This is a genomic window from Aeromonas sp. s8, from assembly GCF_040907785.1.
GTDB lineage: Bacteria > Pseudomonadota > Gammaproteobacteria > Enterobacterales > Aeromonadaceae > Aeromonas > Aeromonas veronii.
In genome coordinates, this window is the sequence record NZ_JBFOCL010000057.1 from 211,881 (window position 1) to 232,737 (window position 20,857).

The 20,857-nt window shown below is 57.9% G+C and carries 16 protein-coding genes; 12 read left to right on the forward strand and 4 right to left on the reverse strand.

The window, feature by feature from the left end; translation table 11 throughout:
• Positions 1 to 10: 10 nt before the first annotated feature.
• Positions 11 to 3,292, reverse strand: coding sequence for a miniconductance mechanosensitive channel MscM (mscM, locus tag AB5Y86_RS20360; RefSeq protein WP_368193916.1), 3,282 nt, complete (start codon positions 3,290 to 3,292; stop codon positions 11 to 13).
• A 155-nt stretch (positions 3,293 to 3,447) separates the two neighbouring features.
• On the opposite strand from mscM, the gene AB5Y86_RS20365 reads away from it, so the two are divergent.
• Positions 3,448 to 4,785 (forward strand): MATE family efflux transporter, encoded by a 1,338-nt coding sequence (locus tag AB5Y86_RS20365; RefSeq protein WP_368193917.1) that lies wholly within the window; start codon positions 3,448 to 3,450, stop codon positions 4,783 to 4,785.
• 88 nt (positions 4,786 to 4,873) lie between these two features.
• On the opposite strand, the gene AB5Y86_RS20370 is transcribed toward AB5Y86_RS20365, so the two are convergent.
• Entirely contained in the window at positions 4,874 to 5,695 is an 822-nt protein-coding gene (locus AB5Y86_RS20370) for a peptidoglycan DD-metalloendopeptidase family protein (protein ID WP_368193918.1), read from the reverse strand.
• Between the two features lie 302 nt (positions 5,696 to 5,997).
• Between AB5Y86_RS20370 and AB5Y86_RS20375 the strand changes: the two genes are divergently transcribed.
• A complete protein-coding gene (locus tag AB5Y86_RS20375) occupies positions 5,998 to 6,777 on the forward strand; it encodes a BPSS1780 family membrane protein (protein ID WP_101529519.1) in 780 nt (259 codons plus the stop codon).
• Between the two features lie 66 nt (positions 6,778 to 6,843).
• Here AB5Y86_RS20375 and AB5Y86_RS20380 read toward each other — a convergent pair whose 3' ends face one another.
• The gene (locus AB5Y86_RS20380) at positions 6,844 to 7,743 is read right to left on the reverse strand and encodes a LysR family transcriptional regulator (RefSeq protein ID WP_368193919.1); all 900 of its coding nucleotides are present in this window, start codon (positions 7,741 to 7,743) and stop codon (positions 6,844 to 6,846) included.
• A gap of 127 nt (positions 7,744 to 7,870) precedes the next feature.
• Between AB5Y86_RS20380 and AB5Y86_RS20385 the strand changes: the two genes are divergently transcribed.
• The 4 genes from AB5Y86_RS20385 to oxyR all read left to right on the forward strand — a co-directional run bounded on the left by AB5Y86_RS20385 (position 7,871) and on the right by oxyR (position 12,321).
• Positions 7,871 to 8,731 (forward strand): Vmh family MBL fold metallo-hydrolase, encoded by an 861-nt coding sequence (locus AB5Y86_RS20385; protein ID WP_368193943.1) that lies wholly within the window; start codon positions 7,871 to 7,873, stop codon positions 8,729 to 8,731.
• A 75-nt stretch (positions 8,732 to 8,806) separates the two neighbouring features.
• Positions 8,807 to 9,451 carry a DsbA family protein gene (locus tag AB5Y86_RS20390; protein ID WP_368193920.1) on the forward strand — a complete coding sequence of 215 codons (645 nt, stop codon included), beginning with the start codon at positions 8,807 to 8,809 and terminating at the stop codon, positions 9,449 to 9,451.
• 176 nt (positions 9,452 to 9,627) lie between these two features.
• On the forward strand, positions 9,628 to 11,265 hold the full coding sequence (locus tag AB5Y86_RS20395) for a methyl-accepting chemotaxis protein (protein WP_368193921.1): 1,638 nt from the start codon (positions 9,628 to 9,630) through the stop codon (positions 11,263 to 11,265).
• Positions 11,266 to 11,421: 156 nt separating this feature from the next.
• A complete protein-coding gene (gene oxyR, locus AB5Y86_RS20400; protein ID WP_005335027.1) occupies positions 11,422 to 12,321 on the forward strand; it encodes a DNA-binding transcriptional regulator OxyR in 900 nt (299 codons plus the stop codon).
• A 48-nt stretch (positions 12,322 to 12,369) separates the two neighbouring features.
• Here oxyR and AB5Y86_RS20405 read toward each other — a convergent pair whose 3' ends face one another.
• Positions 12,370 to 14,841 carry a penicillin-binding protein 1A gene (locus AB5Y86_RS20405; RefSeq protein WP_005335025.1) on the reverse strand — a complete coding sequence of 824 codons (2,472 nt, stop codon included), beginning with the start codon at positions 14,839 to 14,841 and terminating at the stop codon, positions 12,370 to 12,372.
• 300 nt (positions 14,842 to 15,141) lie between these two features.
• Between AB5Y86_RS20405 and tapM the strand changes: the two genes are divergently transcribed.
• From tapM to aroK, 6 genes are all read left to right on the forward strand, one after another.
• A complete protein-coding gene (gene tapM / locus AB5Y86_RS20410; RefSeq protein ID WP_270905269.1) occupies positions 15,142 to 16,203 on the forward strand; it encodes a PilM family type IVa pilus assembly protein TapM in 1,062 nt (353 codons plus the stop codon).
• Positions 16,191 to 16,769 carry a PilN family type IV pilus biogenesis protein TapN gene (gene tapN, locus AB5Y86_RS20415; protein ID WP_005353997.1) on the forward strand — a complete coding sequence of 193 codons (579 nt, stop codon included), beginning with the start codon at positions 16,191 to 16,193 and terminating at the stop codon, positions 16,767 to 16,769. Before tapM ends, tapN begins: the two co-directional genes overlap by 13 nt.
• A complete protein-coding gene (tapO, locus tag AB5Y86_RS20420; protein ID WP_005353996.1) occupies positions 16,766 to 17,365 on the forward strand; it encodes a PilO family type IV pilus biogenesis protein TapO in 600 nt (199 codons plus the stop codon). Before tapN ends, tapO begins: the two co-directional genes overlap by 4 nt.
• Positions 17,362 to 17,895: a pilus assembly protein PilP gene (locus AB5Y86_RS20425; protein WP_139408084.1), complete on the forward strand. Its 534-nt coding sequence runs from the start codon at positions 17,362 to 17,364 to the stop codon at positions 17,893 to 17,895. The genes tapO and AB5Y86_RS20425 overlap by 4 nt, the downstream gene beginning before the upstream one ends.
• Positions 17,896 to 17,911: 16 nt before the next feature.
• Positions 17,912 to 20,137 carry a type IV pilus secretin PilQ gene (gene pilQ, locus AB5Y86_RS20430; protein ID WP_368193922.1) on the forward strand — a complete coding sequence of 742 codons (2,226 nt, stop codon included), beginning with the start codon at positions 17,912 to 17,914 and terminating at the stop codon, positions 20,135 to 20,137.
• A 191-nt stretch (positions 20,138 to 20,328) separates the two neighbouring features.
• On the forward strand, positions 20,329 to 20,847 hold the full coding sequence (gene aroK, locus AB5Y86_RS20435) for a shikimate kinase AroK (RefSeq protein ID WP_005335014.1): 519 nt from the start codon (positions 20,329 to 20,331) through the stop codon (positions 20,845 to 20,847).
• Positions 20,848 to 20,857: the final 10 nt, after the last annotated feature.

A 20,857-nucleotide genomic window follows, 5' to 3' on the forward strand; every position in this document is an offset into this window, starting at 1 on the left:
CACCTGCGGATCAGCCGCGGCTCAGGTGAATGTCGATCTGTTGATGGGGCAGGGTAAGTCCCTGCTGCTGCATTTTCTCCAGCACCAGCGAGTGAACCTCGTGAGTGATGGGCATCCGGTGATCCATGTTGTTGACGTAGAGGCGGATCTCGTAGATCAGTGCCGAGTCGGTGAATTCGATCAGGAAGACCTCTGGCGTCGGCGTTTCCAATACCAGGGTCGATGCCTGGATGGACTCTTCCAGAATGCGCTGCACCAGTTTCGGATCCCGGGTCAGGCCGATCCGGATCCGCAGTTTGACCCGGGTGATGGCATCGGAGAGCGACCAGTTGATGAACTGTTCGGTGATGAAGGCCTTGTTGGGCACGATGATCTCCTTGCGATCCCAATCCACTATGGTGGTGGCCCGGGTCTTGATCTTGGTGACGGTGCCGGTGAGATCGCGGATGGTGACGGTGTCACCGAGCCGGATTGGCTTCTCAAACAGGATGATGAGGCCGGAGACAAAGTTGGCGAAGATTTCCTGCAGACCGAAACCCAGCCCCACCGAGAGGGCGGCGACCAGCCACTGGGTCTTCGACCAGTCGATGCCGAGCATGGAGAAGCCGGTGAGGGCGCCGATCAGGATCACCAGATACTTGCTGGTGGTGGTGAGAGCAAAGCCGGTACCCGGGGAGAGGCTGAGGTGCTGCAACAGGGTCAGCTCCATCAGCCCCGGCAGGTTGCGGGCTGTCACCACGGTCAGAATGAAGACGAAGGCGGTCAGCATCAGATCCTGCAAGGTGATGGCCGAGAGCTGCTCGATGCCGCCAATCTTGCTGCTCACCTGCCACACCTCGATATTGCTGAGGAAGCTGAAGGCTGAGTTGAGATCCGACCATTGCACCACCACCAGCATGGTGAAGCCCAGCATCAGCAGGGTGCGCACCAACCCCAGCGACTGTGCGCTGATGGTATCGAGATCCAGCTCAGTCTCTTCCACCACGTCCGGGCTCTCGGAGCTGAGCTCGTCATGCCCCTCTTCCCGGCCGCGCTGGGCCAGGATCTCGGCCCGCTTGCTCTTGGCACGCTCGAAGGCGAGGCGGCGGCGCTGGATCAGCATCCAGCGTCTGGCCAGATAGTAGACCAGCAGGCAACCCAGCCCCATCAGCAGGCTAAGCTCCAGCTGGCGCAGCAGGGTGCGCGAGGTATAGAAGTAGCCAAACAGGGCGCCGATCACCGCCAGCAGCGGCGCCAGCATCAGGCTGTTCCAGATGAAGTGGTGCAGCAGATGGGGCTTGGTCATGTCGGTCTGGCCCCAGGTGAGCGGCAGCCGCTCCCGGTTGAGACGGGCAAAGAAGAGCAGCAGCCAGAGTGCACCGATCATGAAGGCCATCCGGCCGAGGGAGTCGTAGAAAGCGTGCTCCTGATAGCTGTTGGCCATCCCCTGCACGAAGAAACTCGGGATCAGCACCAGCAGCAGGGTGCGAAACTGCCCCCATACCTTTTGCACCTGTTCCCGGGGCCAGCGGAAGTGGTGGATCAAAATCCCCCTCTCCAGTGTCAGATGGCGGGCCATCACCAGCGCCAGCAGCAGAAACCAGATCTCGCCAAGGCCGCGCGCCACCGCAACCGCAAACGGGTATTGCCAGGCCCCTTCGAGCAGGCCGCGTACCATCAGCACCATGGCGGGCAAGGGGAGGGCGGCAAGCAGGGAGCGCAGCAGCAAGCGGCTGGTGAGGCTGAATTTGTCCTGGGTCACCTTGCCGATCCGCGGCGCAATATGGTCGCAATAGAGGCTCAGATGACGGGCCAGCTTGAACCAGCTCCAGGCCAGCACCAGCAGACCAATACCGGCCAGAGTGAGGCTCAGCGGGCTGTTCTCGGCGATGGCGTAGGGCAGTTGCAGCCAGTTGTCCGGGTTGAAGGCCAGGGTCAGCGCGGCAGGAATGCCGAGCATGACCTGTGGGGTAAAGGGGCGCACATCGGGCATCCAGAACAGGTGGCTGGCGCTTATTTCGCGGATCTCGTCGATCTTGCTGTTCTGGCGGCTGTAGAGCAGCTTGAGACGGGTCTGCTCCTGAATGAGGGTGTCTGAGGCGTCGTTGAGCCGGGTCAGCAGTTGGCGCCGGGCCTTGAGCAGGTTGTCGAGCACCGCTTGTTGCGGCCGATCGAGCGTCACCTCCTCTTCGGCCATCAGCTTGTCGCGCAGCTGGCGGGTATCCTTGAGCCCATCCTGCTCGCTCTCATACTGGTACTTGGCCATGCGGGCGCTGACGATGGCGGACTCCAGCTTGTCGAGGGGGAACTGGGGAGGCAGATCGGAGAGTTTGCTGCGCAGGTTCTCGCCGTAGGCATTACTGATCTGCAGCCACTCCAGCTGTTCGCGTACCGAGTTGACCAACTCATTCAGTTCAAACAGATTCTTGTCGACGCTGCGCTGCTCGTCCTGCACCCGCTCAATCTGATCTTCCAGTGTGCCGAGCTGGATGGAGAGCGCCTGATTCTGCTGTTGCTGCTCCAGCAGCAGCGGCATGTCGGTGGTGAGCTGTTTGCGCAGCCGCTCGCTCTCCTCCAGCGCCTGCTCGGTCTTCTCCCGCCGCAGCTGGTTCTGCTGGGTCAGCAGGCTGGCTTGCCACTCATCCTCGTCGGCGATGGCCAGATTGAGCTCCTGCAGCTTCAGCTTGCCGAGATCGTTGCGCTGCTGGGCCGAGAGCTGCTCCAGCTCCAGCATCTGGATCCGGTCGGAGAGGCTCTGCTCCTTCATTCTGGTCAGCAGCAGTTGGGCCTCCTGCTGGCGATCCGATTCGCTGCTGAAGCTCAGTCGCTCCAGCTGGCTGCGGGTCAGTTGTAGCTGTTTGCGCAGATCGTCCACCCGCAGGTGATACTCCTGCCCAGTGCTCTCCAGTTGGTTGAGGCTGTCCATCACCCCCTGCCGCTCCTTGCGCAGGTTGAGCTGGCGGTTGCTGCTCAGGCCTATGGCCTGGCGCAGCGCCTCCTCCTTGAGGCTCGCCAGCGGCGGGCGAGCAGCGGGCTGATAGTTGTGCAGGCTCTCCTTGAGGCGCGCCGACTCCTTGGGGTAATCGATGAGGATCTGCTGATAGGCTTTGCTCTGCTCCCGGTAACGCTCGGCCTCTCTGGCAAATTGCAGCGCCTGCTGGTAGCTCTCCCGCAGCTTCTGGTTTTCCGGGGTATCGCTCTTGGGCACGCTCTGCAACAGGGATTCGGCCTGGGCAATGGCATCGTCGGCGCGCGCGGCTGGCGGCAACAGGATAAGGGAGAGCAGCAAGAGGGTGAGCAGGCGTTGCAACATGAGGCTCGTTTCCGTTCAGAAGAGGTGGCCCTAGCCTAAAACAGGGCAGGGAGGCGGGTAAAGCAGTCTATATTAATGATTCATAACACAAATAACAGGAAGTCGTGCTGCCGTTTCGCTATGATCCCGGCCGCTTTCTCTCCACCGAGTCGAATATGTCAGCTGTTGATCTGGGCACAGCCCCGCTATCTCGCCTTTTCTGGCGTTACGTAACCCCGACCGTGGCGGCCATGCTGATCACCGGCATCTATGTCACCATCGATGGCATCTTCGTTGGCCATGTGCTGGGTCAGGATGGCATGGCCGGTCTGATGCTGGCTTATCCCATCTGCGCCGTGCTCTATGCGGTGGGGGCTCTGATCGGCATGGGGGCCTCGTCGCTGGTCTCCTTCTATCTGGGGCAGGGCAACCCGGCCAAAGCCCGCCATATCGTCGGCAATGCCCTGGTGATGGTGTTGCTTGCCTCGGCACTGCTCAGTTTTATCGGGATCCGTTATGGCGAGCCCATGCTGGCCTGGATGGGGGCGGAGGGGGAGATCTTCACTGCAGGGCTCTCCTACCTGCAGGCTTATGCTTGGTTGGGCGTCTTTGCAGTGCTGTCGATGGCGTTCAGCTCGCTGCTGCGCAACGATGGTCGCCCCAGATTTGTCACTCTCATCATGGTAGTCGGGGGCCTGCTCAACGTGCTGCTCGACTATCTGCTGATGGTAGTGTTTCCGTTCGGACTGGCCGGGGTGGCGACCGCCACTATGCTCTCCCAGGCGGTGACGGGCCTTGCCTGCCTGTGGCACTTCTTCACGCCGCGCAGCCAGCTGCGGATAAGCTGGGACACCCTGCGCCCCGATCTGCGGCTGATGGGCGAGACGGTGCGCCTCGGGATCTCCAGTTTTCTGATGTACCTCTATCTCTCTGTGGTGCTGGCGCTGCACAACAAGGCGTTGCTGGCGGTCGGCACTTCGCTGCATGTGGCGGCCTACGGGGTGATCAGTTACACCGAGGCCTTCTTCTATCTGGTGTTCGAGGGGATCGCCATGGGTATCCAGCCCATCGCCAGCTTCAACGCGGGCGCCGGTCACTGGCGGCGGGTGTTGCGGATCCGCAATCTGGCACTCGGAGTGACGTTGGGGATCGCCCTGTGCGCCATGTTCCCGCTCTATCTGTGGCCGGAGGCGGCGGTCTATCTGTTTGCCGGCGACAACGCCACCCTGCTGCCGGTGGCGAGCCTCGGGATCTGGCTCTACTTCTGGGGGCTGCCGATGGAGGGCTTGCTGCTGGTGGGGGCCACCTACTTCCAGGCCATCAATCGGGCCCGCATCGCTTCCCTGCTCACCGGCGGCAAGCTGGTGCTGATTGGCGGTTTCTTGTGGGGCTTCTCGACCCTGTGGGGCGTGCCTGGGGTCTGGCTGGCATTGCCAACGTGCAGCTCATTGCTGGTGTTGGTGATGTGGCGGGCGATGCGTCGGGAGTCCGGCGCCCACACGCTGGCCGGATAGGTAATCAGGTTCGACGTGCAGATAGCAGACAGGCAGCCATGGGCTGCCTGTCTTGTTAGAGGATGTTTTGTTAACGGGCTCTGCCGATTCAGGGCTTGAAGGCACCGATAAAGATGGCGGGATCGACCCGGGTGTCGTTGAGGCTGACGTTCCAGTGCATGTGGGGGCCGGTGGCGCGACCGGTCGAACCGACTCGCCCGACGATGCCACCACGCGGCAGGCTCTGGCCGAGCTTCACATCGATCTTCGACATGTGGCAGAACATGCTGATGAGCCCCTGACCGTGGTCGACAAAGACGGTATTGCCGTTGAAGAAGTAGTTGCCGATCAGGATCACCTTGCCTGCGGCGGGGGACTTGATCGGGGTGCCGGCGCCGACAGCGAAGTCGAGGCCGGAGTGGGGGTTGCGCTCCTCGCCATTGAAGAAGCGACGCAGGCCAAACGGGCTGGAGAGGGGGCCGTTGACCGGCTTGTCGAACATCAGGTTGCTCGGCTGGTTGGGGCTGAAGGTCTGGTAAGCCCGGGTCTGCTCCGCCAGCTCGCGGTTGATACGAGTCATATCCTCGGCGAGCGGATTGACCTGACGGCTGTTCTTGAGCTTGATGTGCTGCTCGCGGTAGTGTTTGGGGGTGACGGTGAAGCCGAGAGTACGGCCATCACCTGTGGTCAGCTGCTGGGCCCCAATCGGGTTTTTGAGAGAGATGCCGACGATGGCGATCCACTGGTTGTCTTCGCGCACTACCAGCACGGGTTTGTCATGATAGCGGGCCGTGGGTGCTGTGGGTGACGCGCCAAGAGGGATCACCGCAACGCCACCCGGCACCGGATGGTTGAGCAGGCGACTGATAAAACCCTCGGCCAGGGCCGACTGGCTGGCCAGTAACAACAACAGACAACAAACAACTCTCATGACGATACCACTCGATGTTAAAGCGCCCGGGATGGCGGGATGACAACCCCCTGTCCGGCATTCGTCGATCACTAAAGGGTGACCACGGCACGCTGGCCACGACAGGTGCGGCTGGAGGAGGGGACAGATTGTGCCTCGTTATAGTCGGTGCAGCCAGAGGCGGGGCGTGGCTGACGCCCCTTTTGTGCATAGCTGCGTCAGGTTTTATGTCGTGGTCGGGCCGCTTCGCCATTGAGTCGCCCCCGCCCTGGCTCTAGAATCGGCTTCCGGCACTGATGCCACCGACACTCCGAGGAGACGATATGAACGGATTACCCCCTTTGCGCACCACTCCGGCCCGGTATACGACAGGTCGTGGCTGGCTCTGGGTTCGCAGCGGGTTCGATATCTTCAACAAGGGGATGGGGATCAGCGTGGCCATGGTGCTGGTCTGGTTTATGGTGGGCATGCTGCTGGAGCAACTGCCGGCGGGTGGCCTTATCTCCCAGCTGCTCTACATGGTGTGGGGCGCGGGTTGGGTGGCGGTCGCCGCTCGGGGTTATCGGGGGGAGCCGCTGCAGTTTGCCGATCTCTTCGCCGGTTTTCGCCACAAGCTGACCCCGCTGATGCTAGGCGGTCTGCTGGTGTTGCTGCTGTTCAGCCTGGTGGGCCTCGTCTGTCTCGGTCTGCTCTCCATGTGGGGGCTACTCCCGCTGCTGACACAGGATCCCGAGAGCATGGTGGTCTCAGCCAGCCAGTTGCAACAACTGCTGCTGGTATTGCTGGTGGGGATGCTGCTCATCATTCCCGTGCTGATGGGGGTCACCTTTGCTCCGGCGCTGATCTACCACCACGATATCGGCATCATCCAGGCGGTACGGCTGAGCTTCTTCGGCTGCTGGCGCAATATTTTTCCCTTCTTCTGGTGGGGGCTGCTCTCAGCCATGTTGTTGCTGTTTGGCGCTGTGCTGTTGCTGGTAGGTCTGCTGGTGGTGATCCCGGCGCTCAACTACTCCATCTATGTGGCTTATCGGGATATTTTTCTGGACGAGAGTGCGCAGCCGGAAGCGCCGCACTCAGAACCATTCGGATTTGAAGCCTGATCAAGGGATCAGAGTGAAGAAGGGGCCCGCAGCGGCCCCTTCGTTATGTTTGGGTGTGCGGAGTGCTTACTCCTGCCAGATGGGATCCGCCGCCATGCGAGCCAGCAGAAAATCGAGGAAGCTGCGCAGCAGTGGTGACATCTGTTTGCGGGTGGCATACACCCCGTAGACCCCGAGCCGCTTGGGTTGCCAGTCGGTCAGCAGGGGCACCAGTTCCCCACACTCCAGATAGGGTTGTGCCGAGTAGCGTGGCTGCAGGCTGATCCCTGCGCCTTCCAACGTTGCTTCCAGCAGCAGGTTGGAGATATTGGCGCTCAGGTTACCACTGACCGGCACTGACTCGGGGCCATCCGGTCCATTAAACTCCCACAGGCTCTTGCCAAAGTAGGTGTAGGTGAGGCAGTTGTGCAGCGCCAAATCCTGCACCTTGTGTGGCATCGGATGACGGGCCAGATAGGCCGGGCTGGCACAGACTACCGAGTGGCAGGTGCCGAGACGGCGAGCCACCAGATTGGGGTCGAGGTCGTTGGTGATGCGCACCGCCAGATCGATCCGCTCCTCTACCAGATTGACGGTTCTGTCGAGCAGCAGAATGTCGATGGCCGTCCCCGGGTATTGCGCCAGATAGTCGTTGGCAGCCCCGACCAGCAGCGCTTCTGACAGGGAGTAGCTGCTGGTGATCCGCAGTTGTCCCTTGGGGGCGTCATCTCCCTTCACGGCGATCTGCTCCATCTCTTCGCCGAGTGCCAGCATGGCGCGGGCCCGGTTCAGCGCCTCCTCTCCTGGCCCTGTCAGGCTCAGACGACGGGTGGTGCGGTGCAGCAGGCGGGCGCCCATCCAGCTCTCCAGCTCGGCCAGATAGCGCGACACCATGGCGCGCGACATATCCAGTTTCTCTCCGGCGCCGCTCAGGCTCCCTTGTTCGACTACGCTGACAAAGACCCGCAAGGCGGTCAGTCGATCCATGTATGGCTCTCTATATGTTCGATATGTGCAACAGTGATGCGCTTTTTATGCTGTATTTGCACCTTAAGTGATCCAATACACTGTGTCCATCAAATGAACCCCCGAATACTTAATGAGGAAATAGATGATGAACAACACCCTGATCCGCAACCTGACTCTGGCGACCACCCTGCTGAGTGGCGCTGCACTGGCCGCCCCCCTGAGCGTGACCGTCTACAACCCTGGCGAGAAGGCGATCTTCCCGGTCTCCTCCTCACTGGTGACCGGTGACAAAGAGGCCATCCTGATCGATGCCCAATTCGATGTGCAAAATGGTCAGGCGCTGGTCGACATGATCAAGAAGAGTGGCAAGAAGCTGACCACTGTCTATATCAGTGCCGGTGACCCCGACTTCTACTTCGGTCTGGAGCCGGTCATGGCGGCGTTCCCGGATGTCAAAGTGCTGGCCGATCAGCATGTGGTTGACCATATCAACCAGACCAAGGATGCCAAGCTGAGCTACTGGAGCCCGATCCTCGGGAAGGGTGCACCGAAGAGCCTGACCGTGCCGCAAGTGATGACCGCCAGCCACCTGACGCTGGATGGCGAGAAGATTGAAATCAAAGAGATGAATACCCCGAATGCCTACCTCTGGGCTCCTTCCATCAAGACTGCTTTTGGTGGTGTGCCTGTCTACCACGGGGTGCATGTCTGGATGGCGGACAGCCAGACCAAGGCGGCCCGCAGTAACTGGGTCAAGGCGCTGGATAACCTGCTGGCCCTGAAACCCGAGCGTGTGGTACCGGGACACTTCCTGGGCACTGCTCCCAAAGGCACTGCTGCTGTGAGCTTTACCCGTGACTATGTAGAGCGTTTCGAACAGGAGCTGGCCAAGGCGAAAAACTCCGGTGAGCTGATTGAGGCTCTGAAGAAAGCCTATCCGGCACTGCCGATTGACGATGGTCTGGCCATCGGTGCCAAGGTCAATACCGGCGAGATGAAGTGGTAAGCCACTGAGCCTGCTTTCCCTGTGTTTTTTTACCGGGCCTAAGGGCCCGGTTTTTTATCCGAGATCGAAGCGAGAATGAAGATGAGCGAACAACAAACCACCCTCCATTATGTCTATGACCCCCTCTGTGGTTGGTGCTACGGTGCCGCCCCCCTGTTGCAGGCGGCAGCCACCATGGCCGGACTCAAGATCGAGCTGCATGCGGGCGGTCTCTGGATGGGTAGTCGCCGTCAGCCGATGGGCGAGGCATTGCGTGATTATGTGCGCCCCCATGATCAGCGGATCGAAGCGCTGACCGGCCAGCATTTTGGCGAACGCTACTTTAACGAACTGCTGCTGCGCGAAGGCTGTCTGCTGGACTCCGAGCCGCCGATCCGTGCGGTTTTGGCCGTCACTGCGTTGGGGGGCGATGGGCTGGTCATGTTGCACCGGATCCAGCAATCCCACTATCGGGACGGGATCTGGATTGGTGAGCCAGCGTTTCTAGCCATGCTGGCGGCAGAGCAGGGGATTGCAGCCGAGGCATTCCAGCAAGCTTATCTGCAGGCCCCCTTGCTGCAACATCTGGCAGATAGCCAGGGCTGGATGAAACGGCTGGTCGGTCAGGGTTATCCTACTTTGGGTATAGAACGAGGGGGAAAACTCGAAAGGATAGAGGTCAACCAGTATCTGGGGGAGCCGGAGTTGCTGATCCCACGACTGTGGCGTGCAATAGAGTAAACCGTTAATAGTCTGCGGTTGTTAAAGTGGCCCTCTCTGCGTGTCGATAGCGATATATGGTGCTTATGCAAACTACAAAAGCACAGCTCTACGGCTATGCTCAATTACAAAAACATGAACACATAGCTCCTATCAAAACCGACATTAAACGATGACACGCAGTTAAGGATGAATCTATGCTCCAGAATATGTCCATAGGCCAAAAGCTCAGTGCTGGCTTTGCAGTGTTGGCACTTTGCGTATGTTTGCTCGCTGGGTACGGCATCTCACGACTGTCGTATCTCAACCAACAAAACACAGTATTGGCTGATAACCTTATCCCTTCTGTTCGCTATGCAAGTCAGATGGAGCTCGCACTGCTTGATGCTCGGCGTTTCCAATTATCTATGGTGATCGCGATGGGCTACAACGACAGTGCGGATATTGAACGAACCCAACAAGGTGTGATGGATTCAAAGGCACGTTTTGAGCAGGCTGCGGCTAATTACGGCGGATTGGCTTTTAATGCGGCTGATGAAGAGCAAACCTTTAACGCGTTGAAGACTGCCGGAAATGCCTTTTTTACTGCGCATGACCAGCTATATCAGGCGGTGAAACAGAGTAGTGAAAAGACAAGAGAGATTTTGCAAGGGAATCTCAGAACCACGCTGGAGCAGGCAACAAAATTAACGATGGATTTGCGTGAGATAAATGAGCGTATTGGCAAGGAGATGGATGCCCAAGGTGAAGAGGCATACACCAGCTCCAAATTCCTCAGTATCTTGACTGGCGCAGCGACTCTCATTTTCGTGGTGTTGATTGCATGGTATTTGAGTCAGCAAATCAAACGACCCGTTAATCGCTTGCTGGAACTTGTTGGTAGCGTCGCGGCTGGTGATTTGACTCATCGGGTGGAGCTGAATGCGTTCAATCAGGATGAATTAGGACAACTGGCGAAAGGCTTTGCGCAGATGCAAGAAAATTTGCGCAAACTGGTTGGGGAGGTATCCGGTTCTGTTGTACAGATGAGCTCTGCGGTAGAAGAGATCAGTGCCGTAGCAAGGCAGTCAGCCAACAATATGCATGCTCAGCAACATGAGCTGAACCAGCTGGCGACGGCGATGAACGAGATGCAAGCCACGGTGCAGGAGGTCTCTCGCAATACCAGCGATGCGGCCAGTGCCGCCACCTCGGCCAGTGAGACGGCCGAACTTGGTGCGCAAACGGTGAATGACTCCATTCAACGTATTGAACGGGTCGCCGGTGCCATCGAGAGTACCGCGGTGGTGATCCGCCAACTGGGCGATGACAGTCGCAATATCGGCATGGTGCTGGAGGTGATCCGCGGCATTGCCGAACAGACCAACCTGCTGGCATTGAACGCGGCGATTGAAGCGGCCCGTGCCGGTGAGCAGGGACGGGGGTTTGCGGTGGTGGCCGATGAGGTGCGTACTCTGGCCAAGCGCACTCAGGACTCTACCTCCCAGATCAATACCATCATTGCCGAGTTGCAGCAGCGTGCCGAACAGGCGGGCAGTACCATGCAACAGAGTCAGGAGCTGATGAACAGCACGGTTGCTACCGCGCGGGAAGCGGGCGAGTCTATTTCCCAGATCAGTGGCTCGGTCAGCAGCATCTCCCACATGAACATCCAGATTGCAACGGCCACCGAAGAGCAGGGGGCGGTGAGTGAAGAGCTCAACCGTAACGTAGTCAATATCAGCCATGCTTCCGAAGAGGTGGCCGCCGGTGCCACCCAGATGGCTCAGGCGTGCAACGAGCTGAACCATCTGGCTACCCAACTGCAGGATATGGTGCGCCGTTTCAGGGTGTAATCCCTCGGCGAGTCAAACAGCCCGATTACCGCAAGGTGATCGGGCTTTTCTGTTTTGGAGGGGCAGCCAGAGAGGTTCACCGCGAGCGGATGACTTGTCCCGCCGGACGATATTGTGCATGCTGATGGCCCATTTTCCAGGCAGGACTCTTGCTGTATGAATCTTCGCGATCTTGAATATCTGGTGGCGCTGGATGAGGAAAAACATTTTCGCAAAGCTGCTGAACGCTGCTTTGTCAGTCAACCCACCCTGAGCGGCCAGCTGCGCAAGCTGGAGGATGAACTCGGGGTCATTCTGATCGAACGTACCTCGCGCAAGGTGCTGTTTACTCCGGCTGGCGATGCCATGGCCCATCAGGCGCGTCGGGTGCTCAAGGAGGTGCGTGAGCTCAAGAGCATCGGCCAGCACTTCTCCGAGCCGATGTCCGGGGAGATCCATATCGGTTTTATTCCGACCGTGGGCCCCTACCTGTTGCCCCGCATTATCCAGACCCTGCGTGAGCGTTTTCCCCAGCTGGAGTTTTACCTCTATGAGGAGCAGACCCAAACCCTGCTCAAACGGCTGGAAGAGGGGGAGCTGGATTGCGTCATTCTGGCCGAGATGCCTGGGATGGAGGGGTTTGGTTCAATCCAGCTCTATCATGAGCCGATGTGGTTGGCGGTGCCTTGCCATCACCCCGAAGCACAGGCCAGACAAGTGCCACTCGGCAATCTCAAGGGCAAGAAATTGCTGATGCTGGCCGATGGCCACTGTTTGCGGGATCAGGCGATGGGATTCTGTTTCGCTGGCGGGATAGGTGAGGATCAACGCTTCAAGGGCACCAGTCTGGAGACGCTGCGCAACATGGTGGCCGCCGGTAGCGGCATGACCCTGGTACCAAAGCTGGCCGTACCTGCCGATCATGATGAGGGCGGGGTGAGCTATCGGCCGGTGGTTGAGCCTGTGCCGGGGCGTACCATCTCGCTGCTCTATCGCCACTACTCGGTGCGTCGCCCCTGCTTCAACGAGCTGGCGGCCTCGATCGCCACGCTGATGAGCAAGCAGTTGGCCCAATAAAAAACCGGCAGCCAAGGCTGCCGGTTTTGCTTCTGCCGCAAGAGCAGCTTAGAAGATATCGTCGGTTGAGACAGGCCCTTCAACATCGGGGTTGTCACCGCCGTAGACCTGATTGCCATCCGAGCTCGGTGCTGCGTAGCGGGTCGGCTCGGTCCCTTCCTTGAAGTATTCGTCGGTGCCGCCACTGGTCGCCAGCAGGCCGGTTTCGCTATCAATCTTCACCGTCATGATCCCCTCGGGAACCGGCATCTTGTGCTCCGGCAGTTTTTTGAGGGCGACTTTCATGAAGTCGATCCAGATAGGCTGCGCGGCGCCACCACCAAACTCGGCACGGCCAAGGCCACGCTGGTGGTTGTCAAAACCGATCCATGAGGTAGCAACGATCTCCGGGGTGTAGCCGGAGAACCAGGCATCCCGCGATTCGTTGGTGGTACCGGTTTTACCGGAGATGTCGTGACGTTTCAGGTCGCGGGCTGCACGCCAGCCGGTACCACGCCAGCCGTTGCCACCCCAGATGGCTGTGCTCAGGGTGTCGGTGATCAGGAACGCACTCTGGGCACTGATGGTATGCGGGGCGATGGTTGGCGCGAGAGGGGTCTGCGTGCCATCTTGTGCGGCTCCATCAACAGTTGGCTCCGGCAGTGTGCTCTGCTCGGGTGCAGCCTGCTGTTCGCAGGTGGTGCAAGCAATAGCAGGGTTGGCCTGATAGAGGGTGTTCTCCAGACTGTCGGTCACTTTGTCGATGAAGTATGGGGTCACCAGGAAGCCACCGTTGGCCAGAACCGAGTAACCACGCACTACCTCGAGGGGGGTGAATTCGGCAGCCCCCAGTGCCAGCGACTCATGGGGAGAGATGAAGTCGCGAGGGAAACCAAAGCGGGTCAGACCGTCGATATAGGTATCCAGACCGATGGCGCGCATCAGTCGAACCGACATCACGTTCTTGGACTTGGCCAGTCCCAGACGCAGCGGGGTGGGGCCATCATAAACGGCCGGGGAGTTCTTGGGCTGCCACATGGGCCCTTTTGACGGATCCCACTGGTTGATCGGCGCATCGTTGATGAGCGACGCCAGGGTATAGCCATGCTCCAGCGCGGTCGCATAGAGGAAAGGCTTGATATTGGAACCGATCTGGCGACGCGCCTGATCGACCCGGTTGAATTTGGAGAGTTCGAAGCTGAAGCCACCGACCAGCGCTTCCAGTGCCCCATTTTTCGGGTTCATGGCAACCAGCGCGGCGTTGACGTCCGGGATTTGGGCCAGCAGCAACTCTTCGCCCTCTTCCCGTACCCAGATCTGGGCGCCGACTTTCAGCACATCGCGCGCCGATTTCGGGGCATAGCTCTGGCGGTCGTCGGTAATAAAGGAGCGGGCCCATTTAATACCGTTCCAGCCGAGCTCTGCTTCCTTGCCATTCTTCAGTACCAGCGTGGCGCTGCGATCACCAAGCTTGGTCACGACCGCCGCCATCAGCGGATCATAAGTGGGTTGTTTGCCAAGGTGAGCGACGATCTGCTCGTAATCCCAGGCTGTCTCGCCAGCCTTCCATAACTGAGCCGTCGGGCCGCGATAGCCGTGGCGCATGTCATAGGCAAAAACGCCATCCAGCAGTGCCTGTCTTGCCGCCCGCTGACGTTCGGCAGAGACGGTAGTGTAGACGTGCAGGCCCATGGTGTAGGCATCTTCACCGAACTGCTCGACCATCTTCTGGCGCACCATTTCCCCCAGATAGGGGGCGTGCAGGGTCACTTCGGCGCCGTGAAAACGGGCCTTGATCGGCATCTTGGACGCTTCGTCAAACTGAGCCTGGGTTATCTTGCCAGTTTCCAGCATCCTGCCCAGTACAACGTTGCGGCGCGCAAAGGCGCGCTCGGGGGAGCGGATGGGGTTGAGCATGGAGGGAGCTTTCGGCAGACCGGCAATGATGGCGATCTCGTCCAGTCCCAGATCCTTGACCTCTTTACCAAAGTAAACCTGTGCCGCAGCACCGATCCCGAAGGAGCGATAACCGAGGGGGATCTTGTTGAGGTAGAGTTCGAGGATCTCGTCTTTTGAGAGATTCTGCTCGATCCGCCAGGCCAGGAAGACCTCCTTGATCTTGCGGATGATGGTCTTCTCATTGCTCAGGAAGAAGTTACGGGCAACCTGCTGGGTGATGGTACTGGCACCCTGACGGGCATGGCCGGAAACAGCCCAGACGGATGCGGCTCGAATGATACCAATCGGGTCAATGCCCGGGTGCTCATAGAAACGTGCATCTTCGGTCGCCAGTACGGCATCGATCATGGGTTGCGGAATTTCGTCCAGACGCAATGGAATGCGACGAATTTCGCCATATTGGGCGATCAACTCCCCATCCCGGCTGTAAACCCGCATCGGGGTTGCCAGCTTGACGTCACGCAGTGCGGTGACATCGGGCAGTTGGGGTTTGATATAGAAGTAGATACCGATGAGGCTGGCAACACCCAGCACTGCACCCAGCATCATGACAATAAACAGGCGAACGAGCCATTTCAGCATGGAAGAACTACCAATCGTCTTAAAATTAGCCAACGGGCGCAGAGTATAGCCCTTTTGCCATCGGGAATTCGAGGTTTTCCTGTGGCGAGCCACCCACCTCAAAAGGATGCGAGAGGTTAGCACTACGGGGAGCAATAACAAAGGAGGGCCACTTGCCATGAAGAAAGCGAGATGGGTCACTTTTCGGCATAAACTTTATGACATTGATAGTTAGAGCATTTAGGATGAGTGAAGCACTCCTCTGATCGGGTGTCCTACACTCTGTTCAGGAATAAAACCAAATAACGCATGGATGTGTATATGTTTGGGCTTTTTAACAAGGGATCCCTCCTCCCTCTGGTGGGCATTGATTTCGGCAGCCAGACCATCAAGGCCGTTACCCTCAGTGGCCGACCCGGCAAGCTTCATCTCGAATCGGTCGCCGATATTGCCACCCCGAAAGGGACGCTGGTTGACTATCAATTGCAGGATATCGAGCGTGTCAGCCAATCTCTCAAGACCCTCAAGCGCCTGATCCCAGCTCACAGTGACTATGCCGCCACTGCGGTGACCGGTTCCAATGTGATAACCAAGGTGATCCAGATTGATGCCCGCCTCAGTGACAAGGAGCTGGAGAATCAGGTGCAGCTGGAGGCCGAGCAGATCATTCCCTTCCCCCTCGATGAAGTGAGCCTCGACTTTGAGGTGCTGAGCACCAACAACAGTGAAGATCGTCAGGATGTGCTGCTGAGCGCAGCCCGCACCGAGAGTGTCAACGGCCGGGTCAGCGCTCTTGCCGAAGCTGGTATTGCCGTCAAGGTGGTGGATGTGGGGGCCCACGCGCTGGGCCGTGCCGTGGTGGCCTGCCTGCCCGAATTGCTGGAGAGTGAACGGCCAATCGGAGTGATCGACATTGGTGCCAGTGCCATGACCTTTGCGGCGCTGGTCAAGGGGGAGGTGATCTACTCCCGCTTGCAAAACTTCGGCGGCGATCAATACAGCCAGGCGCTCTCCTCCTTTTATGGAATGACGTTGGATGAAGCTGAGCAGGCTAAAACCAAAGGTACCTTGCCAGTTGACCATGAGCTGGATGTGCTGATGCCCCACATCAACTCGCTGCTGCAGCAAGTGCGGCGCAATATCCAGCTGTTTTGCAGTTCATCCGGTTATCGCGACATCGCAAAACTGGTGCTGACGGGGGGAGGCAGTCTACTGCCCGGTTTGTTGGTGCAGGTAAAAGAAGAGGTCAATTGCGAGGTGTTGCACCCGGATCTGTTCGCCCTGTTTGGCAAACCAAAAGGGGAGGCCGAACTGGTACATGGTGCTAAATATATGACGGCATTCGGGTTGGCTCTGAGGAGTTTTACACCATGTCAAATATAAACCTTCTCCCCTGGCGTGAAGCCCGAGCCCAGCGCCAAAAGAAACAGTTCGGGGCCTTGCTGGGGATTTTTGTGCTGGCCACGGTCGCGCTGGGATTTTTTGCCAACTGGCTGGTTGATCGCCAGATCGTCGCCCAGCAGCAGCGCAACCAGCGGCTGGTTCAGGAGATGACTATTCTGGATGCCCAGCTGGGGGAGATCCGTCTGCTCAAAGAGCGTCGCAAGGAGCTGATCGATCGGATGCAGCTCATCGAGCAGTTGCAGATGCGCCGCAATGTGCCCGTTCGCCTCTTTAATCAACTGCCTTCACTGGTGCCCAACGGGGTTTACCTCAACACACTTTCGATGCAGAACAATATTATTGATGTTAATGGCAAGACCGAAGCCTATGGTCGGGTGGCCAGCATGATGCGGCGGATTGATGGTTCCGGTTGGTTGGGTCAGGCAAAGATAAGCACTATTTTTGCGGCTGATGTTGCGCCAGTGTCATTGAGCCAGTTTTCCATGATGTTCCTGATCGCCAACAATGCTGCGGCTGCAGGGAATGTGGCCAAGGAGCAACAATGAACCTTCAGCAACTCAACGAGTTGGATATCAATGACATAGCAAGCTGGCCAAAATGGGCAAAAGGGGTATTCATCTTTTTCTGCTGCGTGTTGACCGGCGGCGCCATCTACTACTACGTGATTGCCAACTCACTGACCAGTTTGACTCAGGAAGCGGGGAAAGAGACCGAACTGAAAGCCCAGTTTGAAAGCAAGGCGATGCTGGCTGCCAACCTGGGGGCATACAAGGCGCAAATGGTTCAGCTTGAGCAACTGGTTGATACCCAGCTCAAGCAGTTGCCCAATACCCATGAGGTCGCCGGGCTGCTGGACGATATCAGCTTTATTGCTACCGACAACGGCTTGAAATTGAACCGGATCAACTGGGAGCCAGAGGTAAAGCACGAGTTTTCGACAGAGCTACCGATGCGTATCGAAGTCGTGGGCACTTACCATCAAATTGGCAAGTTCACCGCTGACATGGCCGCCTTGCCCCGTATCGTCATTCTTGACTCCTTCACTCTGGGTCAGAGCAAGGATGAAGGGGAGCTGATTTCGATGTCGATGCTGGCCAAGACCTACAAATATAACGGTAAAACAGTGGAGCCGAAACAATGAGACGCATCTGCTGGTTGTTACCTGCCCTCTTGCTGGCGGCGTGTGGTGGACAGGAGGACATGGATAGCTATGTCGCCCAGACCAAAGCAAGGCCGCCCATACCTATCGAGCCCTTGCCCGAGCTGAAGCCTTTTGCCCCTATGCACTACCAGCAACGCGAGTTGCGCAGCCCCTTCATGGTTCCCCAGCCTGAGGCGACGGTCGGAAGTACAAGTACTGCCAAGGTCCAGCCGGATTGTGCTCAGACCCTGATGGATCGTGAGAAAGAGGTGCTGGAAAATTATTCGCTGGCTAGTCTGTCGATGCATGGTTCTTTGGGTAAGGCGGGTCAGTTGTGGGCCTTGATCAGCACCCCGGATGGCAAATCGATGCGGGTCGGGCTCAACCAGTATATGGGGCTTGATCAGGGGCGGGTCATCAAGATCACAGACACTACCGTGGATTTGCTGGAAACCATTCCGGACGGGAAGGGGTGCTGGGTAACAAGAGAAACCCAGTTGGCGATGGCCAATGTGCAAGAAAAACAATAATCAGGGACGAACAGCAATGAGAACAACAATAGAGAGTGTATCCAAAGTAGCTTTGCTGTTTTGCGCCAGCGCCCTCAGTCAGGCGTGGGCAGTGGCAACCCTGCAGGAGATCAAGGTCAATCCGCTGCTTGCCGATCAATTGCTGGTGGAGCTCAGTTTCAGTGAGCCTGTCACAGGCTTTACCGATCGTCTCTCTTACCAACCCAATCAGCTGTTGTTGCATGTTCCCGGTGCGGTAGGGGCGCTGAAAGTGAACCCGCTGCCGATCCAGCGCCTGGGGGTTGATAATATCAAGGTTGAGGGTAAGGGCGCAGGTCTGGATATCAAGATCGCACTCGATCAGCTGGCCCCCTATCAGGTTCAGCAACAGGGGAACAAATTACTGGTGTCATTGGGCGAGGGGGCCTCTTCCGGGCTCATCAATGGTGAGAGCGCGCTGATTGCACCCGCAACCTCGGCTACTCCTGTGACAGCACCCTCTGCGATGGTGGCCACACCCTCTCCCTCGGCACTGCTCAATCCTCAGGTCGTCGCCCGGTCGATGCCTGTTGCGCCCGTGACTACGCCGGTAGCCACACAGCCTGCCAGCAAGCCGGTGCTTAACAACTATCAGAGCAGTGGGGGCGGCGCCTATTTCAACTCGGTTACCGGTGTGGATTTTCGTCGTGGTAAAGATGGCCAGGGGGAGTTTCTGGTCACGCTCGATAACAGCTCGGCCGCCGTCGATGTGAGCAGCCGAGGCCAGACCGTACTGGCCAAGTTTCATGGCACTCGGGTGCCGGATGGCTTGCTTAATCTGATCAACGTGCAGGATTTTGCAACGCCGGTCTCTCAGGTTGAAGTCTCCCGGCAGGGGAGCGATACCCTGTTTGAACTGTCGATCAATGGTCAGTTTGATTACCGTTACGATCAGGCAGACAAGCTCTTCATTATCGAGGTGAAAAAGCGGACGACGGCCACGGCATCCAAGCAGTATCAGGGAAAGCCCATCTCATTGAACTTTCAGGATATTCCAGTCCGTACCGTGTTGCAGCTGATCGCTGATTTCAACAACCTTAACTTGGTAACCACAGATTCGGTAGCAGGCAATATTACCCTGCGTCTGGATGGGGTGCCGTGGGAGCAGGCGCTCGACATTATTTTGAAGGTACGGGGTCTGGATAAGCGGTTGGATAACAACATTCTGTTGGTGGCTCCGGCGGAAGAGATCGCAACGCGCGAGAAGCAGCAACTTGAGAGCCGCAATCAGGTTGCTGATTTGGCCCCGCTCTATACCGAATATCTGCAGATAAACTATGCCAAGGCCTCGGAAGTGGCGGCCCTGCTCTCTTCCGAAAGTACCAAGTTGCTGTCACCCCGTGGTGCGGTGAGCGTGGACGAGCGAACCAACGTGCTGGTGGTCAAGGATACTGCCGATGTCATCAGCAGCATCAAACGGATGCTCGATATCCTCGATATTCCGGTCAAGCAGGTGGTTATCGAGGCGCGGATGGTGACCATTGATGACGGTTTTGATGAAGCGCTCGGGGTGCGTTGGGGAGTGACCAAAAACGATGGTCACGGCAACAGCACTTCAGGCTCTATTGAAGGGAATGATTCGTCCGGTAATAACGACGGTAGTTCAACGATTACCAGACCTTCCGAGAAGCAGCGGATGAATGTCAACCTGCCGGTGACCAATGCGGCCGGTACTTTGGCCTTCCAGGTTGCCCGTTTGGCTGATGGCACCTTGCTGGATCTCGAGTTGTCGGCGCTGGAAAAAGAGAGCAAGGCCGAGATTATCGCCAGTCCGCGCGTGACCACGGCGAACCAGAAACCGGCATTGATCGAGCAGGGTACCGAGATCCCCTATGTGGAGTCCTCTTCCAGTGGTGCTACCTCGGTTACCTTCAAGAAGGCGGTCTTGAGCCTGAAGGTTACCCCGCAGATCACCCCTGACAATCGGGTGATTCTCGACCTGACCGTGACCCAAGATACCAAGGGGGAAACGGTACCGACCGGTACCGGTGATGCGGTTTCCATCAACGCCCAGTCCATCACCACTCAGGTGTTGGTGAACAATGGCGAGACGCTGGTGCTGGGCGGCATCTATCAGCAGACCATCAAGAGCGATGTAACCAAGGTGCCTTTGTTGGGCGATATCCCCGGATTGGGGGCCTTGTTCCGCAAGACCACCAGCGAGAACAAAAAGCGGGAGTTGCTGATTTTCGTGACGCCCAAGATAGTCACCGACGCCTTCTGAATGCTTTACATGTGAAGGTAAAACACATATAACCTTACGCCCCAATGAGGCTGGGGCGTAAGGGCTGCGGTTGCTAGTCCCGATATCTATTGAGATAATCCCCCTCCTGATCCATCGCAAGATAAGGTTCATAGGTACCCCGATCCAGTATTCATCGGGGTCGTACAGTTTGTAATTACTAACGAAAAGACATGGCTGAGAAACGCAATATTTTCCTGATAGGTCCCATGGGTGCGGGCAAGAGCACCATAGGTAGACATCTGGCAGAACAACTGCATATGGAGTTTTTCGACTCAGATCATGAGATTGAGCGCCGCAGTGGTGCTGATATCGGCTGGGTGTTCGATGTTGAAGGCGAAGAAGGTTTCCGGATTCGCGAAGAGAAGGTGATCGGCGAATTGTCAGAGCAGCAGGGTATCGTGCTGGCGACGGGTGGCGGTGCCATCAAGAGTCGCGAAACCCGCAACAAGTTGTCTGCTCGTGGCATCGTGGTCTACCTCGAAACCACTATTGAAAAGCAGCTGGCGCGCACACAGCGAGACAAACGCCGCCCTCTGCTACAGACCGAAGAACCTGCACGCGAAGTGCTGGAACGTCTGGCACAAGAGCGCAATGCCCTGTATGAAGAGGTTGCCGACTTTGTTGTGCACACCGATGACCAGAGCGCAAAAATCGTTGCCAATCAAATTGTAAAGCTGATCGGTATGTAATCTAGAGGAC

Coding starts and splice junctions, on each gene's coding strand:
- mscM (WP_368193916.1), bottom strand. CDS start 3,292: ATGTTGCAACGCCTGCTCACCCTCTTGCTGCTCTCCCTTATCCTGTTG.
- AB5Y86_RS20365 (WP_368193917.1), top strand. CDS start 3,448: ATGTCAGCTGTTGATCTGGGCACAGCCCCGCTATCTCGCCTTTTCTGG.
- AB5Y86_RS20370 (WP_368193918.1), bottom strand. CDS start 5,695: ATGAGAGTTGTTTGTTGTCTGTTGTTGTTACTGGCCAGCCAGTCGGCC.
- AB5Y86_RS20375 (WP_101529519.1), top strand. CDS start 5,998: ATGAACGGATTACCCCCTTTGCGCACCACTCCGGCCCGGTATACGACA.
- AB5Y86_RS20380 (WP_368193919.1), bottom strand. CDS start 7,743: ATGGATCGACTGACCGCCTTGCGGGTCTTTGTCAGCGTAGTCGAACAA.
- AB5Y86_RS20385 (WP_368193943.1), top strand. CDS start 7,871: ATGAACAACACCCTGATCCGCAACCTGACTCTGGCGACCACCCTGCTG.
- AB5Y86_RS20390 (WP_368193920.1), top strand. CDS start 8,807: ATGAAGATGAGCGAACAACAAACCACCCTCCATTATGTCTATGACCCC.
- AB5Y86_RS20395 (WP_368193921.1), top strand. CDS start 9,628: ATGCTCCAGAATATGTCCATAGGCCAAAAGCTCAGTGCTGGCTTTGCA.
- oxyR (WP_005335027.1), top strand. CDS start 11,422: ATGAATCTTCGCGATCTTGAATATCTGGTGGCGCTGGATGAGGAAAAA.
- AB5Y86_RS20405 (WP_005335025.1), bottom strand. CDS start 14,841: ATGCTGAAATGGCTCGTTCGCCTGTTTATTGTCATGATGCTGGGTGCA.
- tapM (WP_270905269.1), top strand. CDS start 15,142: ATGTTTGGGCTTTTTAACAAGGGATCCCTCCTCCCTCTGGTGGGCATT.
- tapN (WP_005353997.1), top strand. CDS start 16,191: ATGTCAAATATAAACCTTCTCCCCTGGCGTGAAGCCCGAGCCCAGCGC.
- tapO (WP_005353996.1), top strand. CDS start 16,766: ATGAACCTTCAGCAACTCAACGAGTTGGATATCAATGACATAGCAAGC.
- AB5Y86_RS20425 (WP_139408084.1), top strand. CDS start 17,362: ATGAGACGCATCTGCTGGTTGTTACCTGCCCTCTTGCTGGCGGCGTGT.
- pilQ (WP_368193922.1), top strand. CDS start 17,912: ATGAGAACAACAATAGAGAGTGTATCCAAAGTAGCTTTGCTGTTTTGC.
- aroK (WP_005335014.1), top strand. CDS start 20,329: ATGGCTGAGAAACGCAATATTTTCCTGATAGGTCCCATGGGTGCGGGC.